This is a genomic window from Mucilaginibacter sp. P19, from assembly GCF_050632265.1.
GTDB classification, from domain to species: domain Bacteria; phylum Bacteroidota; class Bacteroidia; order Sphingobacteriales; family Sphingobacteriaceae; genus Mucilaginibacter; species Mucilaginibacter gossypii.
On sequence record NZ_CP192586.1, the window covers coordinates 2494477 to 2514958 of the forward strand.

General features: G+C 42.3%; 19 protein-coding genes, 1 other RNA gene and 2 pseudogenes. 6 read left to right on the forward strand and 16 right to left on the reverse strand.

The features are described 5' to 3' along the window. Window positions 1–136: 136 nt before the first annotated feature. The 9 genes from ACQ86K_RS11965 to ACQ86K_RS12005 form a co-directional block, all read right to left on the reverse strand. Window positions 137–625, reverse strand: coding sequence for a hypothetical protein (locus tag ACQ86K_RS11965; protein ID WP_091176266.1), 489 nt, complete (start codon window positions 623–625; stop codon window positions 137–139). A 34-nt stretch (window positions 626–659) separates the two neighbouring features. Continuing rightward, window positions 660–1877, reverse strand: a complete 1218-nt coding sequence (locus ACQ86K_RS11970) for a glycoside hydrolase family 10 protein (protein WP_256337582.1) — start codon at window positions 1875–1877, stop codon at window positions 660–662. Continuing rightward, on the reverse strand, window positions 1855–2292 hold the full coding sequence (locus tag ACQ86K_RS11975) for a carboxypeptidase regulatory-like domain-containing protein (RefSeq protein ID WP_176844607.1): 438 nt from the start codon (window positions 2290–2292) through the stop codon (window positions 1855–1857). Before ACQ86K_RS11975 ends, ACQ86K_RS11970 begins: the two co-directional genes overlap by 23 nt. A 118-nt stretch (window positions 2293–2410) precedes the next feature. After that, window positions 2411–3694 (reverse strand): N-acetylmuramoyl-L-alanine amidase, encoded by a 1284-nt coding sequence (locus tag ACQ86K_RS11980; protein WP_256337581.1) that lies wholly within the window; start codon window positions 3692–3694, stop codon window positions 2411–2413. A 164-nt stretch (window positions 3695–3858) separates the two neighbouring features. Further along, entirely contained in the window at window positions 3859–4218 is a 360-nt protein-coding gene (locus ACQ86K_RS11985) for a BlaI/MecI/CopY family transcriptional regulator (protein WP_176844606.1), read from the reverse strand. 92 nt (window positions 4219–4310) lie between these two features. Further along, window positions 4311–4631 (reverse strand): Arm DNA-binding domain-containing protein, encoded by a 321-nt coding sequence (locus ACQ86K_RS11990; protein ID WP_218134525.1) that lies wholly within the window; start codon window positions 4629–4631, stop codon window positions 4311–4313. 278 nt (window positions 4632–4909) lie between these two features. Next, window positions 4910–5278: a transfer-messenger RNA gene (gene ssrA / locus ACQ86K_RS11995) on the reverse strand. A 127-nt stretch (window positions 5279–5405) separates the two neighbouring features. Then, a complete protein-coding gene (locus ACQ86K_RS12000) occupies window positions 5406–6635 on the reverse strand; it encodes a pyridoxal phosphate-dependent aminotransferase (protein ID WP_091168391.1) in 1230 nt (409 codons plus the stop codon). Between the two features lie 135 nt (window positions 6636–6770). Further along, on the reverse strand, window positions 6771–7169 hold the full coding sequence (locus tag ACQ86K_RS12005) for a DUF1573 domain-containing protein (RefSeq protein ID WP_091168388.1): 399 nt from the start codon (window positions 7167–7169) through the stop codon (window positions 6771–6773). A gap of 136 nt (window positions 7170–7305) precedes the next feature. Here ACQ86K_RS12005 and ACQ86K_RS12010 point away from each other — a divergent pair. From ACQ86K_RS12010 to ACQ86K_RS12020, 3 genes and pseudogenes are all read left to right on the forward strand, one after another. Further along, window positions 7306–9738 (forward strand): annotated as a pseudogene (locus tag ACQ86K_RS12010) (alpha-ketoacid dehydrogenase subunit alpha/beta). Between the two features lie 70 nt (window positions 9739–9808). Then, a complete protein-coding gene (locus ACQ86K_RS12015) occupies window positions 9809–10387 on the forward strand; it encodes a nitroreductase family protein (RefSeq protein ID WP_091168381.1) in 579 nt (192 codons plus the stop codon). Window positions 10388–10695: 308 nt separating this feature from the next. Further along, window positions 10696–11400, forward strand: coding sequence for a murein L,D-transpeptidase catalytic domain family protein (locus ACQ86K_RS12020; RefSeq protein WP_431200844.1), 705 nt, complete (start codon window positions 10696–10698; stop codon window positions 11398–11400). 63 nt (window positions 11401–11463) lie between these two features. On the opposite strand, the gene ACQ86K_RS12025 is transcribed toward ACQ86K_RS12020, so the two are convergent. Next, window positions 11464–12906, reverse strand: coding sequence for a L,D-transpeptidase family protein (locus tag ACQ86K_RS12025; protein ID WP_431200437.1), 1443 nt, complete (start codon window positions 12904–12906; stop codon window positions 11464–11466). A 225-nt stretch (window positions 12907–13131) separates the two neighbouring features. On the opposite strand from ACQ86K_RS12025, the gene ACQ86K_RS12030 reads away from it, so the two are divergent. From ACQ86K_RS12030 to ACQ86K_RS12040, 3 genes are read left to right on the forward strand one after another with little or no spacing between them, the layout of a single operon-like run. Then, window positions 13132–13737, forward strand: coding sequence for a glycosyl hydrolase (locus ACQ86K_RS12030; protein ID WP_431200438.1), 606 nt, complete (start codon window positions 13132–13134; stop codon window positions 13735–13737). Next, a complete protein-coding gene (locus ACQ86K_RS12035) occupies window positions 13734–14141 on the forward strand; it encodes a glycosyl hydrolase (protein ID WP_431200439.1) in 408 nt (135 codons plus the stop codon). Before ACQ86K_RS12030 ends, ACQ86K_RS12035 begins: the two co-directional genes overlap by 4 nt. After that, the gene (locus ACQ86K_RS12040; protein WP_091168371.1) at window positions 14141–14656 is read left to right on the forward strand and encodes a DinB family protein; all 516 of its coding nucleotides are present in this window, start codon (window positions 14141–14143) and stop codon (window positions 14654–14656) included. Before ACQ86K_RS12035 ends, ACQ86K_RS12040 begins: the two co-directional genes overlap by 1 nt. Here ACQ86K_RS12040 and ACQ86K_RS12045 read toward each other — a convergent pair. From ACQ86K_RS12045 to ACQ86K_RS12070, 6 genes and pseudogenes are all read right to left on the reverse strand, one after another. Then, window positions 14643–15269, reverse strand: a complete 627-nt coding sequence (locus tag ACQ86K_RS12045) for an HAD family hydrolase (RefSeq protein WP_091168367.1) — start codon at window positions 15267–15269, stop codon at window positions 14643–14645. The genes ACQ86K_RS12040 and ACQ86K_RS12045 overlap by 14 nt on opposite strands. A gap of 9 nt (window positions 15270–15278) precedes the next feature. Next, window positions 15279–16511, reverse strand: coding sequence for an MFS transporter (locus tag ACQ86K_RS12050; protein WP_091168364.1), 1233 nt, complete (start codon window positions 16509–16511; stop codon window positions 15279–15281). A 151-nt stretch (window positions 16512–16662) separates the two neighbouring features. After that, a pseudogene (aroC, locus tag ACQ86K_RS12055) lies at window positions 16663–17756 on the reverse strand (chorismate synthase). 204 nt (window positions 17757–17960) lie between these two features. Continuing rightward, window positions 17961–18365, reverse strand: coding sequence for a hypothetical protein (locus tag ACQ86K_RS12060; protein ID WP_431200845.1), 405 nt, complete (start codon window positions 18363–18365; stop codon window positions 17961–17963). Then, window positions 18341–19276, reverse strand: a complete 936-nt coding sequence (locus tag ACQ86K_RS12065) for a 3-phosphoshikimate 1-carboxyvinyltransferase (RefSeq protein ID WP_431200440.1) — start codon at window positions 19274–19276, stop codon at window positions 18341–18343. The genes ACQ86K_RS12060 and ACQ86K_RS12065 overlap by 25 nt, the downstream gene beginning before the upstream one ends. Before the next feature lie 8 nt (window positions 19277–19284). Continuing rightward, window positions 19285–20415 (reverse strand): chorismate mutase, encoded by a 1131-nt coding sequence (locus tag ACQ86K_RS12070; RefSeq protein WP_090525833.1) that lies wholly within the window; start codon window positions 20413–20415, stop codon window positions 19285–19287. Window positions 20416–20482: the final 67 nt, after the last annotated feature.

The following is a 20482-nucleotide window of genomic DNA, read 5'->3' on the forward strand; positions in this document are numbered from 1 at the left end:
CATCGTGATGCTCCGAGATTATCTGAGTCGGAGTTGTTGTTTTTTCGATCAACAGATCACAGTGGTCAGTCATCTGGTCTAAGGGGCATTTAAATTCACCTATAATATATCTTATCCGAACGCCGGGACAAAAGGATCAGATGTTCGACTTGCTGATCCCTAATTTTTCCATCCGCGATTCAAGGGTGGTCGGCTTTAAGTTAAGTAGTTCTGCAGCCCCGTTCTTGCCTCTTATCCGGCCGTTGGCGATCTTAAGTATGGATAAGATATTTTCTCTTTCGGTCTGTTGCTGTAACCGCTTGATCTCTGAAAGTGTTTTAGGTAAGTGAAGTGTCGAAGGAGCCTCTATATGATCATTATTTTTAGTAGAGATCCTATCGGTCAACTGCCGTCCGAGCCCAAGCAAACTTTGACCATCATTGATGATCACAGCCTGCTCTATCACATTTTCTAACTCTCGTATGTTGCCGGGCCATTGACACTGCTGAAGTTCATCCATGGCCTTCTCGTCAATCCCGCGAAAAGGTTTACCGATCTTTTTACATAATTTCCAGGCGAAAAATACGGCAAGCAACAGGATATCATCTGTCCGTTCCCGAAGAGCAGGAAGCAGAATGGGAAACACGTTCAGGCGATAATAGAGATGAACATGTTTGATATTATTTGAATTTGATTAAAACAGGCATAGAACGCTCACTTTCATTCTTAAGCCTGTCTATCGCAGTAACAGCGTAGCGGTATGATTTTCCTTTGATTGTGCTTATATCTGTATAAGTAGTATTTGTGTTGTATTGAATATGGATAATTTTCTTAGGGTCTTCGATTTTTATCAATTTATCGCTTTCGTCAAAACGATAAATTACATAACCATATACAGGCTCATTATCAGTAGCGGGTAATGGTTGCTGCCAGGTAAGGGTTACTGCTCCGGCAGAGGAAGTAGCTGCAACCCCATTTGGCGGGTTCGGCGCTATAGAATCACGCCATAACATCACCGGCGGCAGCGCAGGGTAACGATAATAGTTATTTTTTAAAGAGTCGGTAAAGCCAAGCGGGTTTTTAATCAGTGAGTTTGAACTGAAATAAACACTGCCCTGCACCCGTGGATTTTTGCGCAGGTATTTAATCTGTTTGGGCAATTGAGATGGCTGTCTGAACCCGATAAGCTTATTTTCGATAATGCGGTAAGGCCCCTGCCCAATATATAAATGCCGTCCGTAGGTATTATTGCCCCACCAATCAACCAAAACATTAAAGGCAACCGAACGGTCGTTGAGCAAACGGTACAGCTGCGGGTTAATATAATCAACCCAACCTTCTTTTACCCATTTTTTGGAGTCGGCGTAAAGCTCGTAATAGGAGTCACCGCCACGTGTATCAGTACCTTCCGGGTTTTGATATTTATTGGCCCAGATACCCGAAGGGCTTGCGCCAAACTTTAACCTTGGATTATGCTGTTGAATGCTATCACTTAACATTTTAACCAGCCGGTTTACGTTATCACGCCGCCACTCCCTAATATCGGTAAATGCCGATCCGTATTTGGCAAATGTTTGCGAGTCATTGATTTGCTGCCCGGCTACATGGTAGGGATAAAAGTAATCATCGATATGGATGCCATCAACATCATAATTATCTACCACATCAAGTATAACCCGCACAATATATTCCCTTACCTCGGGGATTCCCGGATCAAACAACTTTTGGCCTGCATAGGTAAAAAACCATTCGGGTTTAATGTTGGTAATATGGTGCGGACTTAAAGCAGTATAATTACCATCCTTAGTTGCCCTGTACGGGTTAAACCAGGCATGTAGCTCCATATCGCGTTTGTGCGCCTGCTCAATAGCAAATTCAAGCGGACCGTATAAAGGCACTCACACCATTGTTTGAAAGCAACTGACTAACATTTACAATGGTCCGGTCTATTTTCTGTTCGGTATAAGGCTTTTGCCCGGTTCTGATCACAACCTCCTTTAAATCATTTTCGGCCATCTCCAATTTAATTTCGGATAGATTTATAGAGAGTTTTGTTGCATTGATAATCAGTTGCCCGATAGAAACTTCCTTGTAAACCCAATGTTTTATCTGCAGGGAATAAGTTCCGTTTTGCAGGTTTTTAAATTCAAAAACGCCGGACTGATCACTATGAACCACATTTTTATAAAGTGTGTCCTTTTGGCTTTTAAGGGTTATCCTTGTGCCTTCAATTGCTTGGCTATCCTTAGCGCTAACAATTTTTCCGCTGATGGTACCCCTCGCTGTTTCTGTTTTTCCACTACTTTGAGCCATTGAGTTTAGGCAAAGCAGTAGCAATAAGGCCGATAAAATCACCTTCATGGTATCTAATCAAATGTTTGGATTATTGCCGAAGCCTTATCAATCCTAAAATAAGGGTTGGGCTTAAATATTATTCTCCTGTGCCGTAAGCTACTATCGCATTGACAATTTTTTCGGCTATTTTATACTGGTTATCCGCTTTGGTGATATAATTAAGATCAGCAGTGTCTGTCATGTAGCCCAGCTCTAACAATACGGCCGGTGCTTTATTATGCCGTAAAATATACAGCGTATTATCGGGCGAGGTTTCGCTGATATCCATTTTTCGCCGGGTGTTTATACCGCTTAGCTGTTGTAAACTGGTTTTTAAATGGCCGGCCAATTTTTTATTTAAAGGATACAGTTCATTTTTATCTATGATCACCTCCATGCCATTGGTATGTTTGGTCCAGTAGCCGGGCGCGTTCAGGTGTATGGAAATAAATGCGTCCCCTTTATACACAACTCTGCCGCGCAGATCTAAGTAGCTGTCATCGGGCCGGGTTAAAATAGTGTGGATACCTTGTTTTTCGGCTACGGCTTTGATCTGATTGACAACCTCGAGGTTCAGATCTTTTTCAATATAACCTCCGGCACCAACCGTACCATACTGACTACCGCCATGGCCCGCATCCAGCACCAATACAAAATCTTTTTTCAACGCTTTGCCGTAAACCTTTTCAACCGAAATCCAATATCCATAAATGGCCAGTACAGGTACAATAGCCAGGTACCATAACTTTTTTAATGCATGCGAATGGGGCTTAAACAACATTACGATTCTACTTTTTGAACTGTAAGTGCTGAATTGGTTAACAAGGCCTGTAGATGACGAAGTAGATAATTTGAGGATTAATGAAGCATATTGTTTGGCGTTAAAAACATGCTTCATTAAATGGTCAACCTCAACTTCATGAACCTCGTTCAGGGCATTTGCAATGAGGTAAATGAAGGGGTTAAACCAGAAAAACGCTTTCACAAGCTCCATGTATAGGTTGTCCGCTGAGTGAAACAGGCGGGCATGTGTTTTTTCATGGGCCAATACCTGGGCTATTTCTGATGATGCTGTATTGCCCGGACTGATAAAAATGTAGTTAAAAAAAGATGCGTTATTTTTATACCTGTCCACCACCAGGTAATTTTCTCCGGATCTTACACCATGCTTTTTTACATGATTTATTATTTTCAATACGCTGAATGCCGTTTTAAAAATTATAGCAAAACAAATTGCGCTATACACGGCACCGGCAATTAATAGCCAGTTAATGGTGTTGTTTTGACGTGCAACGGGCTGTAAATATTCCTTTTCGGGTGCGGTGGTCTGAGTAACAATTACATTCTGAGTTGTTGGGCTAACAGGAAGGGGTTCCCTCACTTTAATGTGTATCGCTGGAATTATTAGACTTATTGTTACAGTGAACAATAAGTAAAACCGGGTTATTGAGAAAAACGTTAGATGCTTTAACACCAATGGATATAGCATATAACCTAAACCCATGCAGGCACTTGCGCCGATCAGATAGTTAAATACATCCATAGCTATTGTTTATCGATCATTTTCTGGATCTCTTCAATATCTTTTTCTGATAGGGTTTCTTCTTTCACCATAAACGATAGCAGCGATTGCGCCGAGCCGTCAAAATAATTAGTGATCAGCTTGGTAAAAGAGTGTTTTCCATATTGTGCTTTGGTAATAAGCGGAAAATATTCGTGGGTTTTTCCGTAAGCTTTGTGACCAATGTAATTTTTAGTTTCCAGGAGCCTCACCACAGACGATATCGTATTATATGGTGGTTTTGGATCATCAGGCAAATGTTCAATGATATCTTTCACAAATGCAGATTTCAAATCCCATAAAACCTGCATGATCCGTTCTTCGGTCCTGGTCAATTCTTCCATAATCAAATTTATAACTTATTTTTCAGTTATGTAACTTGTTTTTCAGTTTTAATGAAATTGTTGCTTAGTCAATATCGGAGTTACTTTTATGGTTATACGGCAATTATTTGTTCTGTTATTTTGTTATACTTCCTCTTCAATGCCATCATGCGATCTTTAAAGGTTTGCGCGGTAATGGGGATTTTCCGTTCGATCATTTCCCGATAAACTTCATATGCTTTTTGCTCAATTGTCTTCAGGTGGCTGTTGACAGATCGGGCATCATCAGTGTTTCCCATTACTTTTTGGGCGGCAGTAATCCTTTTATCAGGAGGGGCATTTCGCTTAGTTGCAATCTCAACTCGCTCACTATCAACAGTTATCCATAGATAAATAGGGGCGTTTCCATTGGGTAACGCCTTTGTTCGTTTCATCTGAAACAAAATGGCAAAAGATTTTGTCATTTTCAGGTCTCTAAAGGGTTAAAAAAATCAGTCCTTTAAACAGCGGATTTTAATGAGTTGATTTCATATAACAAATTGAAATACAATAAATTATAGAGTTTCCAGAGACCTAAGGTAAGAAACTTGTCGAGGTCTCCGAATAGGTCTCCAGAACGTTGCGCTATTTTGACATCTTTAGAGTTTGAATTCATAAAAAAAACGCTATAAAACCGAGTTTTATAGCGTTTTGATCTTCTTTAGACCTGTAAAAGTGGAGCCGGAGGGATTCGAACCCTCGTCCAAACATGGTATAAGGTAAGCTTTCTACATGCTTAGCTTCTGTTTAATTGTAGTGAAGGGGAAGGTCAGCCGCTTACCTGTACCGTCTTCCTTAGGTGCTTTATCTTACCCGCTTATCACACCCTAAGCAGGCCAGTTTCATCTTTCGATGCCCCGGTTGCCGATCCGATGAAACGGAAAACCGGCGGGACAAAAGCTATGCTAATTCTAAATTAGGCAGCTAAGGCGTAGTTATTTTCGCCATTTGTAAGTTTGAGCGTTCAGATTAAAGCGCTAATTCACCCAACGCGCTGCATGCTTACCTACTTATCTCCATCCTGTCAATTCCGGTCGACCCCATTTTTTAGTTTGTATTAGCCGGTAGGCAGTTGCAGTAAAGCGGTTACAAATATACGGAAATAGTTTGCAGTTTTAAGCAGTGGTTTTCCATTTATAAATTAAGCGACTGCCTGCTACAACCGCCTGTTACAAACTGCCAACTGATAATTGCTCACTGCTAACCGTCCTGCCCGGATAAACTTTCAATGCTTCATCCAAACAAATCATCGCTTTTTCAAGCTCGTTGTTATTTAAAACGTATGCCATACGCACTTCATTGAGTCCCGCGCCCGGTGTGCTGTAAAAGCCGGTGGCAGGGGCCATCATCACGGTTTCGTTGTTGAGGCTGAAGCCTTCAAGCATCCATTGGCAAAACTTGTCGGCATTGTCAATAGGCAGTTTGGCAACCACATAAAAAGCCCCGCCGGGATTAGGGCAATAAACGCCATCCATTTTGTTTAATGCACTAACAAGTGTGTTACGCCTGCTGGTATATTCTTTATTTACAGCTTCAAAATACCTATCCGGAGTATCAACGGCAGCTTCGCCTGCAATTTGTTCTACCATGCCTGCGCTTAAACGGGCCTGGGCAAATTTTAAAGCTGTGGCACGCAACTCTTTATTTTTAGTGATCAGGCATCCTAACCGGGCACCGCACGCGCTATAGCGTTTGCTTACTGTATCCAGTATTACAACGTTTTCTTCAAGCCCATCCATGTGCATCGGTGATATAAATGAACGGCCATCATAGCAAAACTCGCGGTAAGCTTCGTCCGAAAACAGGTACAGGTCATGCTTTAAAACCAATTGCTTCAATGCTTCCATCTCTTCTTTTGAGTATAAATACCCGGTAGGGTTGTTAGGATTGCATATGATGATGGCCCTGGTTTTATGCGTTATTAGCTTTTCAAATTCGCTGATAGGAGGGAGCGCGAAACCATTATCAATGTATGACAATATAGGCTTAACCACAACATCGCCCTGGCTTGCAAATCCATTATAATTGGCATAAAAAGGTTCAGGGATGATCACTTCATCGCCCGAATCAAGGCAGGCCATCATGGCAATAGTAATTGCTTCTGAGCCTCCAGTGGTAACAATAATATCCTCGGGAGTAATATTATAATCCAGCTTGTTATAATATTCAGTAAGCTTTTTGCGATAGCTTAATGTACCTTCGCTCGGGGTATAAGCCCAAACCTTAAAATCAATATTTTTAATGGCATTCAGCATGCCTTCGGGTGTAGCAATATCGGGTTGGCCGATGTTGAGATGATACACCTTTTTTCCATCCTGCTTAGCTTTATCAGCGTAAGGTGTTAATTTTCTTATCGGTGATGCGGGCATCCGTTGCCCTTTTTCAGATATTTTTGGCATCCTGCAAAATTACTAAAAATCAAAATACTGTTTTGTAAAACCTTTGTAAACGAAAAAAGACCCGAAACCGGGTCTTTTAAATATTATTTTTAAATATCCCGGTTGATATACGGGATATTTAAAGCATGTAATCAGTTATTTGCTCGCCGCGGGTTTAGCTACTACTTCACCAACAATGTTCAAATATTTTTCGGGTGTTACTGCGTTTGATTTAACTACGATAGTTTTGTTAAACGGAGCAGCAGCAGCAGCATTGTAAGTGATCTTGATCATGCCTTTATCACCGCTTTTTACCGGTGTTTTAGTGTAATCGGCGATGGTGCAGCCGCAGGTTGGCCTTACTTCTGTTAAAATAAGCGGTTCTTTACCAATGTTGGTAAATTCAAACACAGTAGTAACGGGAGTGCCTTGTGGTATTTTACCAAAATCATGCTTTTCTTCGTTAAATTTAAACTCAGCTTTTCCGCTATCTTGTGCTGATGCGGTGAAGGCAAAGCCTAATATTACAGCGCAAATCATTAATATCTTTTTCATACGTTATATTTGATTATTACAAATATAAAAGGTTTAATGTAATTACAAAACTATTACTCAAACTCGGGGTTTTATCTGTTAGTTTGCTTAATACAGAATAGAATTTTATACTTTTACCGTCTAAACAAAATTTTATATGCCTGAAACTACAACACGCGCTACCAGTAAATTTAATACTGCCGAGCTCAGTTTTGATGATTTCAAGAAGATTGTTATTGATGATTACCGCATTGGTTATGAGAGCCGTCAGGCCAGTTTAATAGGCCGCAGGGAAGTGCTAACGGGCAAGGCAAAGTTCGGTATTTTCGGCGACGGTAAAGAGGTTGCGCAACTGGCGATGGCCAAGGCTTTCCGCGCCGGCGACTGGCGCGCGGGCTACTACCGCGATCAAACTTTTATGTTTGCTACGGGCATGAGCAATATGAAAGAGTTTTTTGCCCAGTTATATGCTAACCCCGATATTGAAAAAGATCCAGCCTCTGGTGGCAGACAAATGAACTGCCACTACGCTACGCGTTTTGTAAATACTGATGGCAGTTGGGTTAACCAGGCCGAAACAATGAACAGTTCGTCGGATATCTCAACCACTGCCGGACAAATCCCTCGCTTATTAGGTTTAGCTTACGCGTCAAAGCTATATCGCCAAAATAAAGAACTGGATTACCTGAAACAATTTTCGGTTAATGGTAATGAAGTTGCTTTTGGCAGCGTTGGTAACGGCGCTACATCCGAAGGTTCGTTTTTTGAAACTTTTAATGCAGGGGGTACTGCAGGTACCTATGGCCATCTCTATTTGGGATGACGCTTATGCTATTTCGGTGCCAGCGAACCTGCAAACCACCAAAGAAGATATTTCTGAAATATTAAAAGGCTTTCAGCGCGAAAACGGAAGCAACGGTTACGAGATCTTTAAAGTGCGTGGCTGGGATTATATAGCCCTTTGTGAAACTTACGAGCGTGCCATTAATATTTGCCGTGAGGAACATGTGCCTGTACTGATCCATGTTACCGAAATGACCCAACCACAGGGGCACTCAACTTCGGGCTCACATGAGCGATATAAAAGTAGGGAACGCCTTACCTGGGAAGATGAGCACGATTGTTTGTTAAAAATGCGCGAGTGGATGATTACATCGGCTATCTCGACCGAAATAGAACTGGAAGAGCTTGAAGCTGAAGCGAAAAGGTATGTACGCGAATGCCAGCGTGAGGCCGCTAATGAATTGGCAGTCGTAATAAAAAGCGAAATAGAAGAAGCTGCAGCATTGATCGAAGCCTTTGCCGAAACAGTACCGGGTAAAAAAGAAGCAATATCAGCATTATCAGTTGGTGTGCGCTCCAGTATTGATGCCGGGCGTCGCGAAATCTTTTCAGCCATCCGCAAAACATTACGGTTAACTACTACCGAAAATAATGTTGAACGCCAGCTTTTAACAGAATGGTTAAAAGTTGAGAAAGCAAAAAATACGGAACGTTATAACTCAAAGCTTTTTACCGGAACTCCTGAATCGCCTCTGTATGTTCCTGTTGTGCCCGCTATTTATAACGATGATGCAAAGTTATTGGACGGAAGAGAAGTATTGAACGCAGCTTTCGACGCTAATTTTGCGCGCGATAAAAGCATCGTTGCATTTGGCGAAGATTTGGGTGCGATAGGCGATGTTAACCAGGGTTTCGCCGGTTTACAGGCAAAATATGGCGAAATCCGCATTACAGATACGGGCATTCGCGAAACAAGTATCATAGGGCAGGGTATGGGCCTTGCTATGCGCGGCCTAAGGCCAATCGCAGAGATCCAGTACCTTGACTACCTGATCTATGCCATAACCATCATCAGTGATGATATAGCAAGTTTAAGTTACCGTACTATGGGCGGGCAAAAAGCTCCGCTTATTATCCGTACCCGGGGCCATCGTTTAGAAGGGATCTGGCATTCAGGTTCGCCAATGAGTGTTATTCTAGGGTCGATGCGCGGCTTTCATATTTGTGTGCCCCGTAACATGACCCAGGCAGCAGGTATGTACAATACGCTGTTAAGGGGGATGAACCTGCGCTCGTAATAGAATGCCTGAACGGTTACCGCTTGAAGGAAAAGTTACCTGCCAATGTCGGCGAATTTACTGTACCGCTTGGTAAAGCCGAGGTTTTACGCGAAGGCAACGATATTACGGTTGTATCTTATGGTTCAACGCTGCGCATCGTGCAGGAAGCATCGGAAGAGCTTGCAGCAATGGGTATCAATATCGAAATTATCGATCCGCAAACTTTGTACCCTTTTGATACAGAGGGTATTTGTGCTGTTTCGTTAAAGAAAACCAGCAAGTTACTTGTAGTTGATGAGGATTTACCGGGAGCGGGTTCAGCTTATATCCTGCAAAAGATAATGGAAGGCCAAAATGGCTATTATGCACTTGATGCCCAGCCAAAAACGCTTACCGCAAAAGAACACAGACCGCCTTATGGTTCGGACGGTGATTATTTCAGCAAGCCTTCTGTTGATGATGTTGTTGAAACCGTTTACGCTATGATGAATGAGGCTAACCCTTCAAAATATCCCGCTATTTATTAATAACATAACTACAGGTTGTTGAAATCAGTGATTCATAATCCCGTTTTCAACAACTGCTTTTTATCTGTTTATGGACAATACTTTTTTAACAGTCGCCGAGAATATCAAAACCCGCCGTACCGTAAAACCAGCCATGATGAATGGTCATAAGGCTCCAAATGGTCATATCGCTGCACTTCTGGAACTTGCCGACTGGGCGCCGACACATGGTTTCACCGAACCCTGGCGCTTTATTGTTTATGAAAACCCCGATCAGTTTTGTGCCGAACATGCCGAAGTTTATAAACAGAGTGTATCTGCCGAAGAATTTAATGAGGCTGCATACAATAACCTGAAAACCCTTGGCAACAAAGTTTCGCATGTAATCATTACGATAATGCAGCGCGGCGATTTGCCTAAAATACCGCCGTTCGAGGAAGTTGCAGCTGTGTCGAGCGCTATTCAGAATATCCTTTTAGGTGCAACCGCCTTAAATATGGCCTCCTTCTGGAGTACCGGCGGTGCTATCTTGAAACCCACTTTTAAAGAATTTTTGAATTTGCGGGATGAAGATAATGTAATGGGCGTATTATATCTTGGTTATGCCGACCAGTATCCCGAAGGTAAACGCACTATTCCGCTTGAAAATAAAATTAAATGGGTTAAATAAATTTAATCTATAACCTTTCCTTTTTTCGCTCCGTATAAGAATTTAAAATATTGCTTATTTTTAAATTTATTTTCATTTTAGTAAATATATCATATTGCTAATTTGGATTTCAAGTTTTAAAGTATATTTTTGTATTAATCTGTTAATGGCAGGTTAACCTTTTATCCAAACCCTGTTACTATACCCTAATTAATTAAAATTAAATTAAACTCAGGCAAGCGTATGAGGAAACATTTTTTGTGGGTTACTATGGCGATCTTTTTCCTTTCGGCAACAATTTTAAGCTGGAGATCGGATGGTGCAAATAGATCAGTGAGTGTAAAGAAAAAAATGTAGCGTTTACAACAAAGGAACTATTTGAGCAATACGTTAATAATTTATACGAGGCAGCGCGCCTTAAGGAGGCCGGTTTAGCTTTCAACGTATTTGAAAAAGCGGTTACTGGTTATACCAATTTAAAGCTTTCACATTTAGTACCTCAAAGCAGTGAGGTGCTTACCGTGGTTGATTTCTCCAAATCAAGCCGTGAAAAGCGTATGTGGATTATAAATTTGTTAAACAAGCAGTTGGTGCTCAATACATGGGTTGCACATGGATCAGGCAGCGGTCAGGAAATGGCAAATCATTTTTCGGATGCTAACGATTCACATGAAAGTAGTCTCGGATTTTATGTAACTGATAAGGTTTATAATGGTAAACATGGCCGTTCACTATACCTTGACGGTATGGATGAAGGCTTTAACGGGAATGCCCGTATGCGCAGCATTGTTGTACATGGCGCTAATTATGTTGGGCCGGCTGCTATCAATGAGCAGGGATATATCGGCAGAAGCTTTGGTTGCCCTGCTGTATCGCCGAAAGTGGTTAATAAAGTTATCAATACCATTGCCGGCAAAACCGTTTTATTTATTAATGGAAACGATGAGTCGTACTATTCAAAATACCTGGATGAAACGGGGCCGCTTAACTTAATGGCGAGCACCGATACGTCATTCAATTTTACAAAGTTTTAAATCCAACCCAACTATAAACCAAATCATGAAGCCCGGCTTACCGAAAAGTTTGCCGGGCTTTTTTTATTTGGCCAAAAAACTTTGCAGATGTGCGTAAAGCACTATATCTAAACCATAAACATCCGGGCGGTATTGAATGGTGCCATTATCATCTGCCCAGCAGGTTACATAGGTGATGTAAATAGGCGTTTTCTTTGGCAAGCCGATATTGGTAGGGTTCGGTTTATCTTCAACCATATCTTTCGAAATGGTATCGAGGTCTGCACCTTCTCCAAATAGGTTTTGTGCCAGGCCAAGCGGATCACCTAATCGTACACAGCCGTGACTTACTGCACGCATAGCATGCCTGAATGCTTCTTTATTAGGTGTATCGTGCAGGTAAACGCTGCTGCGGTTTTTAAACAGAAACTTTATTTTACCCAGCGAGTTGTCTTCTCCGGGGCGTTGTTTAAACTCGTATTCCAGATTGTCGGGCGTAACCTGCGACCAGTCGATAGTTTCCGGATCCTCAATCTTTTTACCGTCCTTAAAAACATCTATGTTTTTATTTGAGAGATAGTAACGGTCGTCGGCAGCCTCAACAATGATCTCTTTTGTTGCAATACTGCGGGGAATATTCCAAATAGGATTTACCTCAACGCTATGGATCAGGCTGTTCAGTATTGGCGTTTCTCGCGGAAAAGGTTTATCGGCTCTCGCTGTATCATCAAAATGTTCAAGCGTGTTTTGGTTTTTCATGTTTCGTCCCTGGCCTACACAAACTTTCATATTTAAAACCGATTTGCCATCTTCGATAACGTCGAGCCTGAAATCGGGGATGTTTACTATCACGTATTTGGGTTCGAAAGGTTTATTTCTCCAACGCAGCCGCTCCAGGCTAACCAATAAGTAGCGTTTGCTCTCCTCGCGGGAAAGGCCTTCGATAGTTACACTGTCCCTGTATGCTTTTTGCAACGCTAAATATTGAGGGCTTTTGGGTTGGATACTGTCAAGTAATGTCTTAAAGTCTGCTCGGTTTAAAGTGGCAAGCATCGTTGTGCTATCGGGCCGGCGGGTGGCCATAAAATATCTCGAGTAGATCTTTTTAGGATTGATCACACCGTATTGCAGGGCATTGGAATATTTTATTAATGCGCCCGCTGTTAACACCTCAAGTTTGGCAACAGTTTCATAGGCTTCATCAATTGTTTTTATCGCCTTTTTGTCTTTAAGTTTGGCTACAAGTGCTTTGATCTCTGCCGATGGATACATAGTTGGATCGAGGCCGTGTTCATTGATCTTATCAAGATATTCTGGTAAAGCTTCGAGATCGCCATTGTTCAAGTGGTTTATAACTAAGAGCGGCTGGTATTCGTTCTTTTTGAAAAACGATTCGATAGCCAGCGGATTGGCAGTCTTAGACCGGTATTTTGTGAATACTCTTTTAAAAACAGGGATGTATCCTTCAGTATCGGCCTTTTTAAAAATTTCATTTTGTGTGATCCTGAACATATCTTCAGCAATCATTTCATGCTTTTTCTTGCAGCTTTGTAATACAGCAGGCAAAACCAAACACGTGGAAAGTATAATCGGGATAAAGTGTTTCCTAAAGGGAATAGGTATCATATAGACGAAAGATAGTTAAATATTGCTTATGAATAGCAATAGCCATACCATAAACGGCCGTGCTTTTTATTTATTTTTGAACAAAGCCTGTTATCTCCTTTAACCCGAATAGCCAGTTTAATTAAAATGAAAAAACTATTCCCGCTTACTTTAATCATATCATTGCCTTTCATGGCATTAGCACAAAGTTTTAAACCAGTAAATAAAGAAGCGTCGCCTGAGGTAAATAAATTGCTTAGCTTCCTTTATAGTATAAAAGGCAAACATATTTTATCGGGTCAACAAAATTATAACAGCGATCGTGACGTTTTTTCAGACAGTGCCAAGGCAATTACAGGACAATATCCTGCCGTTTGGGGCTCAGATTTCATGCTTTGGGGAGACAAAGACCTGGGGCAGGACCTTGTAAACGAAGCTAAGCAAAAATGGCAGGATGGCTATCTGGTAACACTCATGTGGCACCAGGGGCGCCCTTTAGATAACCCGCCATATGATTGGAAGCAAAGCATTCAGGGCAAAATAACTGATGCCCAATGGAAAGAGTTAATTACACCCAATACCGATCTGAATAAAAAATGGCTTGCCCAAATTGACGTGGTAGCCGGTTACCTGAAACAGCTCAGGGATGCCTATGTGCCTGTTTTGTGGCGGCCTTACCATGAAATGAACGGCGTATGGTTTTGGTGGGGAAACAAAAAGGGAACGACGGGATCATCAAGCTTTGGAAAATGATGTACGATCGGTATACCAATTATCATCATTTAAATAATCTGATTTGGGTATGGGGCCCAAACGGTTTGCGCGACCTTCCATTAGATGAAGCGTATGACTATAAAGACTTTTATCCGGGTGCCGATTACGTAGACATTTTAGGTGCTGATATCTATCATTTCGATTATGAACAACGGGATTATAACGATTTGCTAAAGGTTGCTAATGGCAAGATCATTGCGCTTACAGAAACCGGCGAACTTCCAAAACCCGAAATTCTGGCAGCCCAACCCGAATGGGCCTGGTTTATGGTTTGGACGAGCTGGCTTTGGACTGATAATACACATGAGCGCGTAAGAGCCATTTATGGTCTGCCTCAAACGTTGAATCATGAACAAGTGAAAACCATGTTAAATAAAAACTAATGTCTACTCAAAAATTACCTGAAGTTTGGCTTCGCGGGCCACTGGATGACATGTCGGCCCTGCTTCAGCCTGTTGCCCATGCTCTTTTGCAGGCAAGAGAGGAGCTTAATGAATTGATGGCCGATTTTCCGGAAAAGCTGCTGTGGCAAAAGCTTGCCGGCATGGCATCGCCGGGTTTTCATTTACAACACCTCACTGGGGTACTTAGCCGGCTTTTTACCTATGCAAAAAGAGAGGGGCTTAGCGCGGCACAACTGAATTATCTTGCAGCCGAAGGTAAACCTGGTGAACGTGAAATTACCGTTGTTGATTTGATAAAAGCGTTTAATATCCAGGTTGATAACGCTATCGATCAACTCAAAGCTACCGACGAGACCATATTAACCGAATGGCGAGGAGTAGGCCGGGGGCAATTACCATCTACAGTTATCGGCTTGTACACGCATTCGGCTGAGCATACCATGCGCCATCTTGGGCAGCTTTTGGTTACGGTAAAGGTGCTTAAGCAACAATAGCGGCCGCGTCTTTAAGATTTTGTGAGCGATAGGTTACCTGGGCGTTTGGATGTTTATTTTCGGGATCGTATAGAAAAGTATCGATACCCAATTCGCTTGCAGCTTTTATTTCAGATTCGGGATCGTCACCAATAATGAGTACGTCTCGCGTTTTATAATCGTATTTCTCTAATATTGACGCGAAAATATCTTTCTTGGTTAGGGGCGAAAGTTCAGGGTCAACAATGTGGATGGCTTCAAAATCTGCTTCAATGTTCAGCATTTTAACTTTGCTCCATTGCAGTTTGGTAAAACCTGTGGTAACCAAAAATTTGGTGACCTCTGCTTCGCGGATCTGTTTATAATCATCAAAAGGCTGCATCGGCCGGTTGTACTCGATGTTATTTAATAGTTCGAGCCCTTTGTTTTTAACGAGTTCGCTGAATTGATATTTGTCTGCCACCTTTTGATAGGGAATCCTCTTTAAATCCTCCTTTGCTTTATTGATATGCTCGATACCCTCGCCGGCAATATGCTGATCAAGAAAGTTGAACAGTTCATTAAACAAATGATCGGCAATGGAACTTACAGGGTATATGGTATTATCAAGATCTAATATGATGGCTTTTTTCATGATAGCAAATTAAGGTAAAACAGGCACACGTTTAGTGGTATGTATTGAACGTTTCATGATCAAATAGCCGAAGGCCACAATCAGGCAGACACCGCCAAGTAGCCACCACAAAAGCTCAAACCCTCCGTAGGCGATAACCTGGCTGCCCAAAAATGGAGCAATGATTTGTGCGCCGGCCCATGACATGCTGTATAATGCAGCATACTCACCTCGGTTGCGTACATTTGAACGGCTTATCCAAAACGTGTTCATAAATGGCATGGAAAGCATTTCACCCAAAGTTATCATGCAGACAATTAATATGGCTACCAAAGGCACATGCGGCATCAGATTAAGCAAAACAAAACCGGCTCCGGTAACCAGGATGCCCGAGATAATATAGGTTAGGGCATGGCGTTTGCCTTCAAGCCAGTTAATCAATATCATTTCAATCAAAACGATAAGTATCCCGTTTAAAGCCAGCAGGAAACCGATAAAACGCTCATTAAAATGCCATTGTATTTTATAAAATACAGGCTGCATAATAAAGAACTGGAAAAAACAAGTTGCGAACAGGGTAGCCAATAAGATAAACAGCAGGTAAACCCCGTCTTTATAAGCCGATGAAAATACTTCATCAAAACCGGCCACTGCTTCTTTAATGGTTTTGGCTACTTTTGAACGGGGCATCAAAGTAAGCAACAGTATGCCTGCTGCTATATTGGTACAACCATCTACCCAAAAAAGTAAATGATAATTTATAGCCGCCAATAATCCCCCTAACCCGCCGCCAAAGGCCCAGCCTAAGTTTGTAGCTAACCGGTTAAGCGAGTAGGAGCGCGTTTTGTTTTCTTCAGTACTGTAGTGCGCTATAGCAGTTGAGTTTGCGGGCCGGAACGATTCATTGCAGATGCTTAAAACTAACGTGAAGATAGCCATGCTGATGAAACTTGTTTGGTAACCCAGTACCAGGAAAAGCAAGCCACCGGTAAGTAATGCACCCACCTGTAAATCATAAAAGCCTATTTTATTGATCAGCTTACCGCCAATAAAGCCGCCGGATACAGCACCCACGCCAAAAATTGCCATGATATATCCAGACTGTTCAATGGTAAAATGCAGTTGCCTGATGGTATAAATGGTCATGAAAGGTACAACCATGGTACCGCTGCGGTTAATAAGCATTACGATGCTCAGGTACCAGCTGTTTTTTGAAAGTCCGCTATAGGCTTGTTTGTATAATTGGATAATTGAGGTAAGCATGGCTTTACAAAGGTAGGTTATTGGGCTGAAAGCTTAAAGCAGAAAGCCAAAAGCAAAAGAAGCTTGGTGAAAATAAAAGGCCGAAAACTCAAATGTTCTCAGTGGAACGCTTTAAGCTTTCGGCTTTTTGCTTTCGGCTAACTGAGCGCTTTTAGCTTAAACGGGCGTTTCTGTTCCTCAACCAATGATCGGCCAAAACGAGGGCTGCCATAGCTTCAACAATAGGTACGGCGCGCGGAACCACGCAAGGATCGTGACGGCCTTTGCCTGATATTTCGGCAGCATTTCCCTGGCTGTCGATAGTTGCCTGGTTTTTCATTATGGTGGCTACGGGTTTAAAGGCTACCTTAAATTCGATAGGCATGCCATTGCTGATGCCTCCCTGGATTCCGCCCGAAAAATTGGTAATGGTTTGTATATCACCCAGATGTGATTTTACAAAGATGTCGTTATGCTCAGACCCGCGCATTTCGCTACCTTCAAAGCCTGAACCAAACTCAAAACCGTGAACGGCGTTGATGCTTAGCATCGCTTTGCCTAAATCGGCATGCAATTTATCAAACACAGGGTCGCCAAGGCCAACCGGGCAGTTTTTTACATAGCAGCTGATTTTGCCACCAACTGTATCTCCATCTTTTCGCACACTATCAATAAATTCGATCATCTCTTCCGCAGTGGCCGGATCGGCACAGCGTACAATATTTTTTCGCGCTCTGCAATAAACTCAATCGGATCGTTTATAAATACATTTGGTGCATTGATCTTACCTACGCTGCTTACATGGGCAACAATTTCTATACCCAGTGTTTTAAGTAGCAGTTTAGCCAAAGCGCCGGCAGCAACACGGGCCGCAGTTTCACGGGCAGAGGAACGGCCACCACCGCGATGGTCGCGGATGCCATATTTAGCTTCGTAGGTATAGTCTGCATGCGATGGACGGAAAACATCCACATTGTGGCTATAATCTTTCGAACGCTGATCTTCATTGGGGATCAGCATAGCAATAGGGGTACCCGTAGTTTTATCTTCAAATACACCTGAAAGGATTCTTACCGTGTCGCTTTCTTTACGTTGGGTAGTGATCTTTGACTGGCCTGGTTTGCGTTTATCCAGTTCGCCCTGGATGTAATCAAGATCAACCTGTAAGCCGGCCGGGCATCCGTCAATAATTACACCGATGGCCTCGCCATGTGATTCGCCAAAAGTTGTTATCCTGAATAATTGCCCGAATGAATTGCCTGCCATAGTTTTAGATATGAGATGTTAGATATGAGATATGAGAAAATCTTATCCGGATATCTTTAATTGGTTGTTTTATAATCGTCATTTTGCAATCCAGACTTACGAAGTTTTAAAACTTCGTAAGTCTAACCTCGCCTGGGATTACTTCGTACCCCGTAGTGACGCGTTTTTTGTTTGTTTTTTGCTTTAGGCTTTTTGCCTTCAGCTTTAAGCTTCCTTCTCTACTACTTCAAACCCCTGTTTTTCCAGATCGTTCCAGAAAGCGGGATATGATTTTTCAACTACCGGTCCGTTCTCAAATTCCATTTGAGGAAGAATGAGAGCGAGCGGCGCAAAAGCCATTGCCATGCGGTGATCGTGATATGTGTTGATGAAGACAGTTTCGGGGATAAATTTCCCGCTGCAATCAAGCGTGTAAACTTCATCTTTTTCAATCAGCTTAACACCCATTTTGCCAAGTTCTGTTTGCAGGGCCAGGATGCGGTCGGTTTCTTTGATCTTTAAAGTTTCAAGGCCGGTAAAAGATGCTTCATGATTAAGCGCTGCGCAAACAACAATTACTGTTTGTGCCAGGTCGGGGCATTCTTTCAGGTCAAACTCACGGCGGGAGATAGGTTTGTTCTCTTTTTTAGATGAACGCCACCATCCCTGAACTGCGAAGTAATACCAAAGTTAGCCATGATCTCGGTGATCACGCTGTCGCCCTGTAAGCTATATGGTGTTAAACCAGTTAAAAATAGCTCGGCCTCATCAGCAAGTGCTGCAATAGCGTACCAATATGAGGCAGCGCTCCAGTCCGGTTCAACGTACAATGATGTTGTCGTGAATTCCTGATTTGAAATTGCAATAACATTACCTTCCCAAGTGTGCTTGATACCAGAAGTTTCAAGCATAGCCAGGGTCATTTCAACATAAGGACGTGAAGTTAACTTGCCTTCAATATGCAATTCCAGGCCCAAAGGCAGGGCTGGGGCAATAAGTAACAAAGCAGTAATGTACTGGCTGCTGATATTGCCTTTGATACTGATTTGACCGGTTTGTTGTTTAAAGCCGCCTTTTAATTTGATAGGAGGATAGCCATCATTCTCTTCATAATCAATATTGGCGCCCAGCTCGCGTAATGCATCAACCAGTATACCTATTGGCCGTTCCTTCATGCGTTTACTACCGGTTAAGATCACTTCATCTTCCTGTATAGCATAGTAAGCCGTCAAAAAACGCATAGCCGTACCCGCCGGACCGATGTCTACGATTTCGGATTTGCAATTTTCGATTTCGGAATTATCAGGAGAAGCGTTTCCTGCCAGAACCTCCTGGCTCTTGGCTCTTGACTCTTGGTTCTCCCTTAAAATACCTGCCAGTAAAACAGCGTCAGCGGCGTCAGATACGTTTTCAACTCTTACTTTACCTTTGCTTAACGCTTCGATGATCAGGGCGCGGTTACACTCACTTTTTGAACCGGTGAGGTTAACCGTGCCGTTAATGAACTTGTTGTTTCTTTTCAGAATGATGTTATGCATCATTTAAAATATTAGGCGTGTGTAAGTTTTTCTGCTGCCTGGCCCTGAGCGGCGTCGGCGTTCATTACTTCTGTTTGCCTGCGGATAGATTCGTTGTGAACTAATTCAAGCAATTTTTCAGTAAACTCGGCGCTTAATTTTAATGCTTTACCGTAAGTTGTACGTTTTTGAAGGATCTCATCCCAACGGCCAACCTGTAAAATAGTAATGTTATTATCTTTTTTGTACTGACCGATTTTTTCGGCAATCTGCATACGCTCAGCAATTTTCTGGATTACCAAGTCGTCTATCTTGTCGATTTGATTACGTAGTTCAGCCAGTTTATCGTTTACTTCAGAATTTCTAACTTCCGCTTTACGCAAAGTTAAGTGGTCAATGATATCGGCAAGAGCAGCTGGAGTAACCTGTTGTTTAGCATCTGTCCAGGCTACGCTTGGGTCGATATGTGATTCGATCATTAAGCCCTGCATATCAAGATCTAAAGCTTTTTGTGAAACATAACCGATTAGATCGCGATTACCTGAAATATGGCTCGGGTCATTAATAAGAGGCAGTTCAGGGGCCAGGGTTTTTAAGGCGATAGCAACATCCCACATCGGTTCATTACGGAAAGCTGATTTTTCATAAGATGAGAAACCACGATGAATGGCAGCCAATTTGGTGATACCTGCATTGTTGATCCGCTCTAATGCGCCAACCCATAATGAAAGATCAGGATTTACTGGGTTTTTAACCATTACAGGCACATCAACACCTTTTAAAGCATCAGCAATTTCCTGAACGGTGAAAGGGTTAGCTGTTGAACGTGCACCTACCCAAAGGATATCAACACCCGCTTTTAAAGCTTCTTCAACGTGTTTTGCAGTAGCAACCTCAACAGCAGTTGGCAAGCCTGTTTCTTCTTTGGCGCGTTTTAACCACTCCAAACCAATGCTGCCAATACCTTCAAACTCACCCGGACGGGTACGTGGTTTCCAAATACCTGCACGCAAAGCTGAGATTTTACCTGTTTGGGCTAATAAATGAGCTGTAGCTACTAATTGTTCTTCTGTTTCAGCGCTGCAAGGGCCTGAAATAACCAAAGGTTCCTTACCTGTTTTAATCCAGGTGTTAAGCGGCTGTATGTTTAAATTTAGTTTCATCGTTTTTTTGTTTGTCCGGTGGTAGCCGGGAGTGTTAGTTGATAATTTAAATTATTTAGTTTTTTGG

Coding starts and splice junctions, on each gene's coding strand:
- ACQ86K_RS11975 (WP_176844607.1), bottom strand. CDS start 2,292: ATGGCTCAAAGTAGTGGAAAAACAGAAACAGCGAGGGGTACCATCAGC.
- ACQ86K_RS11985 (WP_176844606.1), bottom strand. CDS start 4,218: ATGGAAGAATTGACCAGGACCGAAGAACGGATCATGCAGGTTTTATGG.
- ACQ86K_RS11990 (WP_218134525.1), bottom strand. CDS start 4,631: ATGAAACGAACAAAGGCGTTACCCAATGGAAACGCCCCTATTTATCTA.
- ACQ86K_RS12000 (WP_091168391.1), bottom strand. CDS start 6,635: ATGCCAAAAATATCTGAAAAAGGGCAACGGATGCCCGCATCACCGATA.
- ACQ86K_RS12005 (WP_091168388.1), bottom strand. CDS start 7,169: ATGAAAAAGATATTAATGATTTGCGCTGTAATATTAGGCTTTGCCTTC.
- ACQ86K_RS12015 (WP_091168381.1), top strand. CDS start 9,809: ATGGACAATACTTTTTTAACAGTCGCCGAGAATATCAAAACCCGCCGT.
- ACQ86K_RS12025 (WP_431200437.1), bottom strand. CDS start 12,906: ATGATTGCTGAAGATATGTTCAGGATCACACAAAATGAAATTTTTAAA.
- ACQ86K_RS12030 (WP_431200438.1), top strand. CDS start 13,132: ATGAAAAAACTATTCCCGCTTACTTTAATCATATCATTGCCTTTCATG.
- ACQ86K_RS12035 (WP_431200439.1), top strand. CDS start 13,734: ATGATGTACGATCGGTATACCAATTATCATCATTTAAATAATCTGATT.
- ACQ86K_RS12040 (WP_091168371.1), top strand. CDS start 14,141: ATGTCTACTCAAAAATTACCTGAAGTTTGGCTTCGCGGGCCACTGGAT.
- ACQ86K_RS12045 (WP_091168367.1), bottom strand. CDS start 15,269: ATGAAAAAAGCCATCATATTAGATCTTGATAATACCATATACCCTGTA.
- ACQ86K_RS12050 (WP_091168364.1), bottom strand. CDS start 16,511: ATGCTTACCTCAATTATCCAATTATACAAACAAGCCTATAGCGGACTT.
- ACQ86K_RS12065 (WP_431200440.1), bottom strand. CDS start 19,276: ATGATGCATAACATCATTCTGAAAAGAAACAACAAGTTCATTAACGGC.
- ACQ86K_RS12070 (WP_090525833.1), bottom strand. CDS start 20,415: ATGAAACTAAATTTAAACATACAGCCGCTTAACACCTGGATTAAAACA.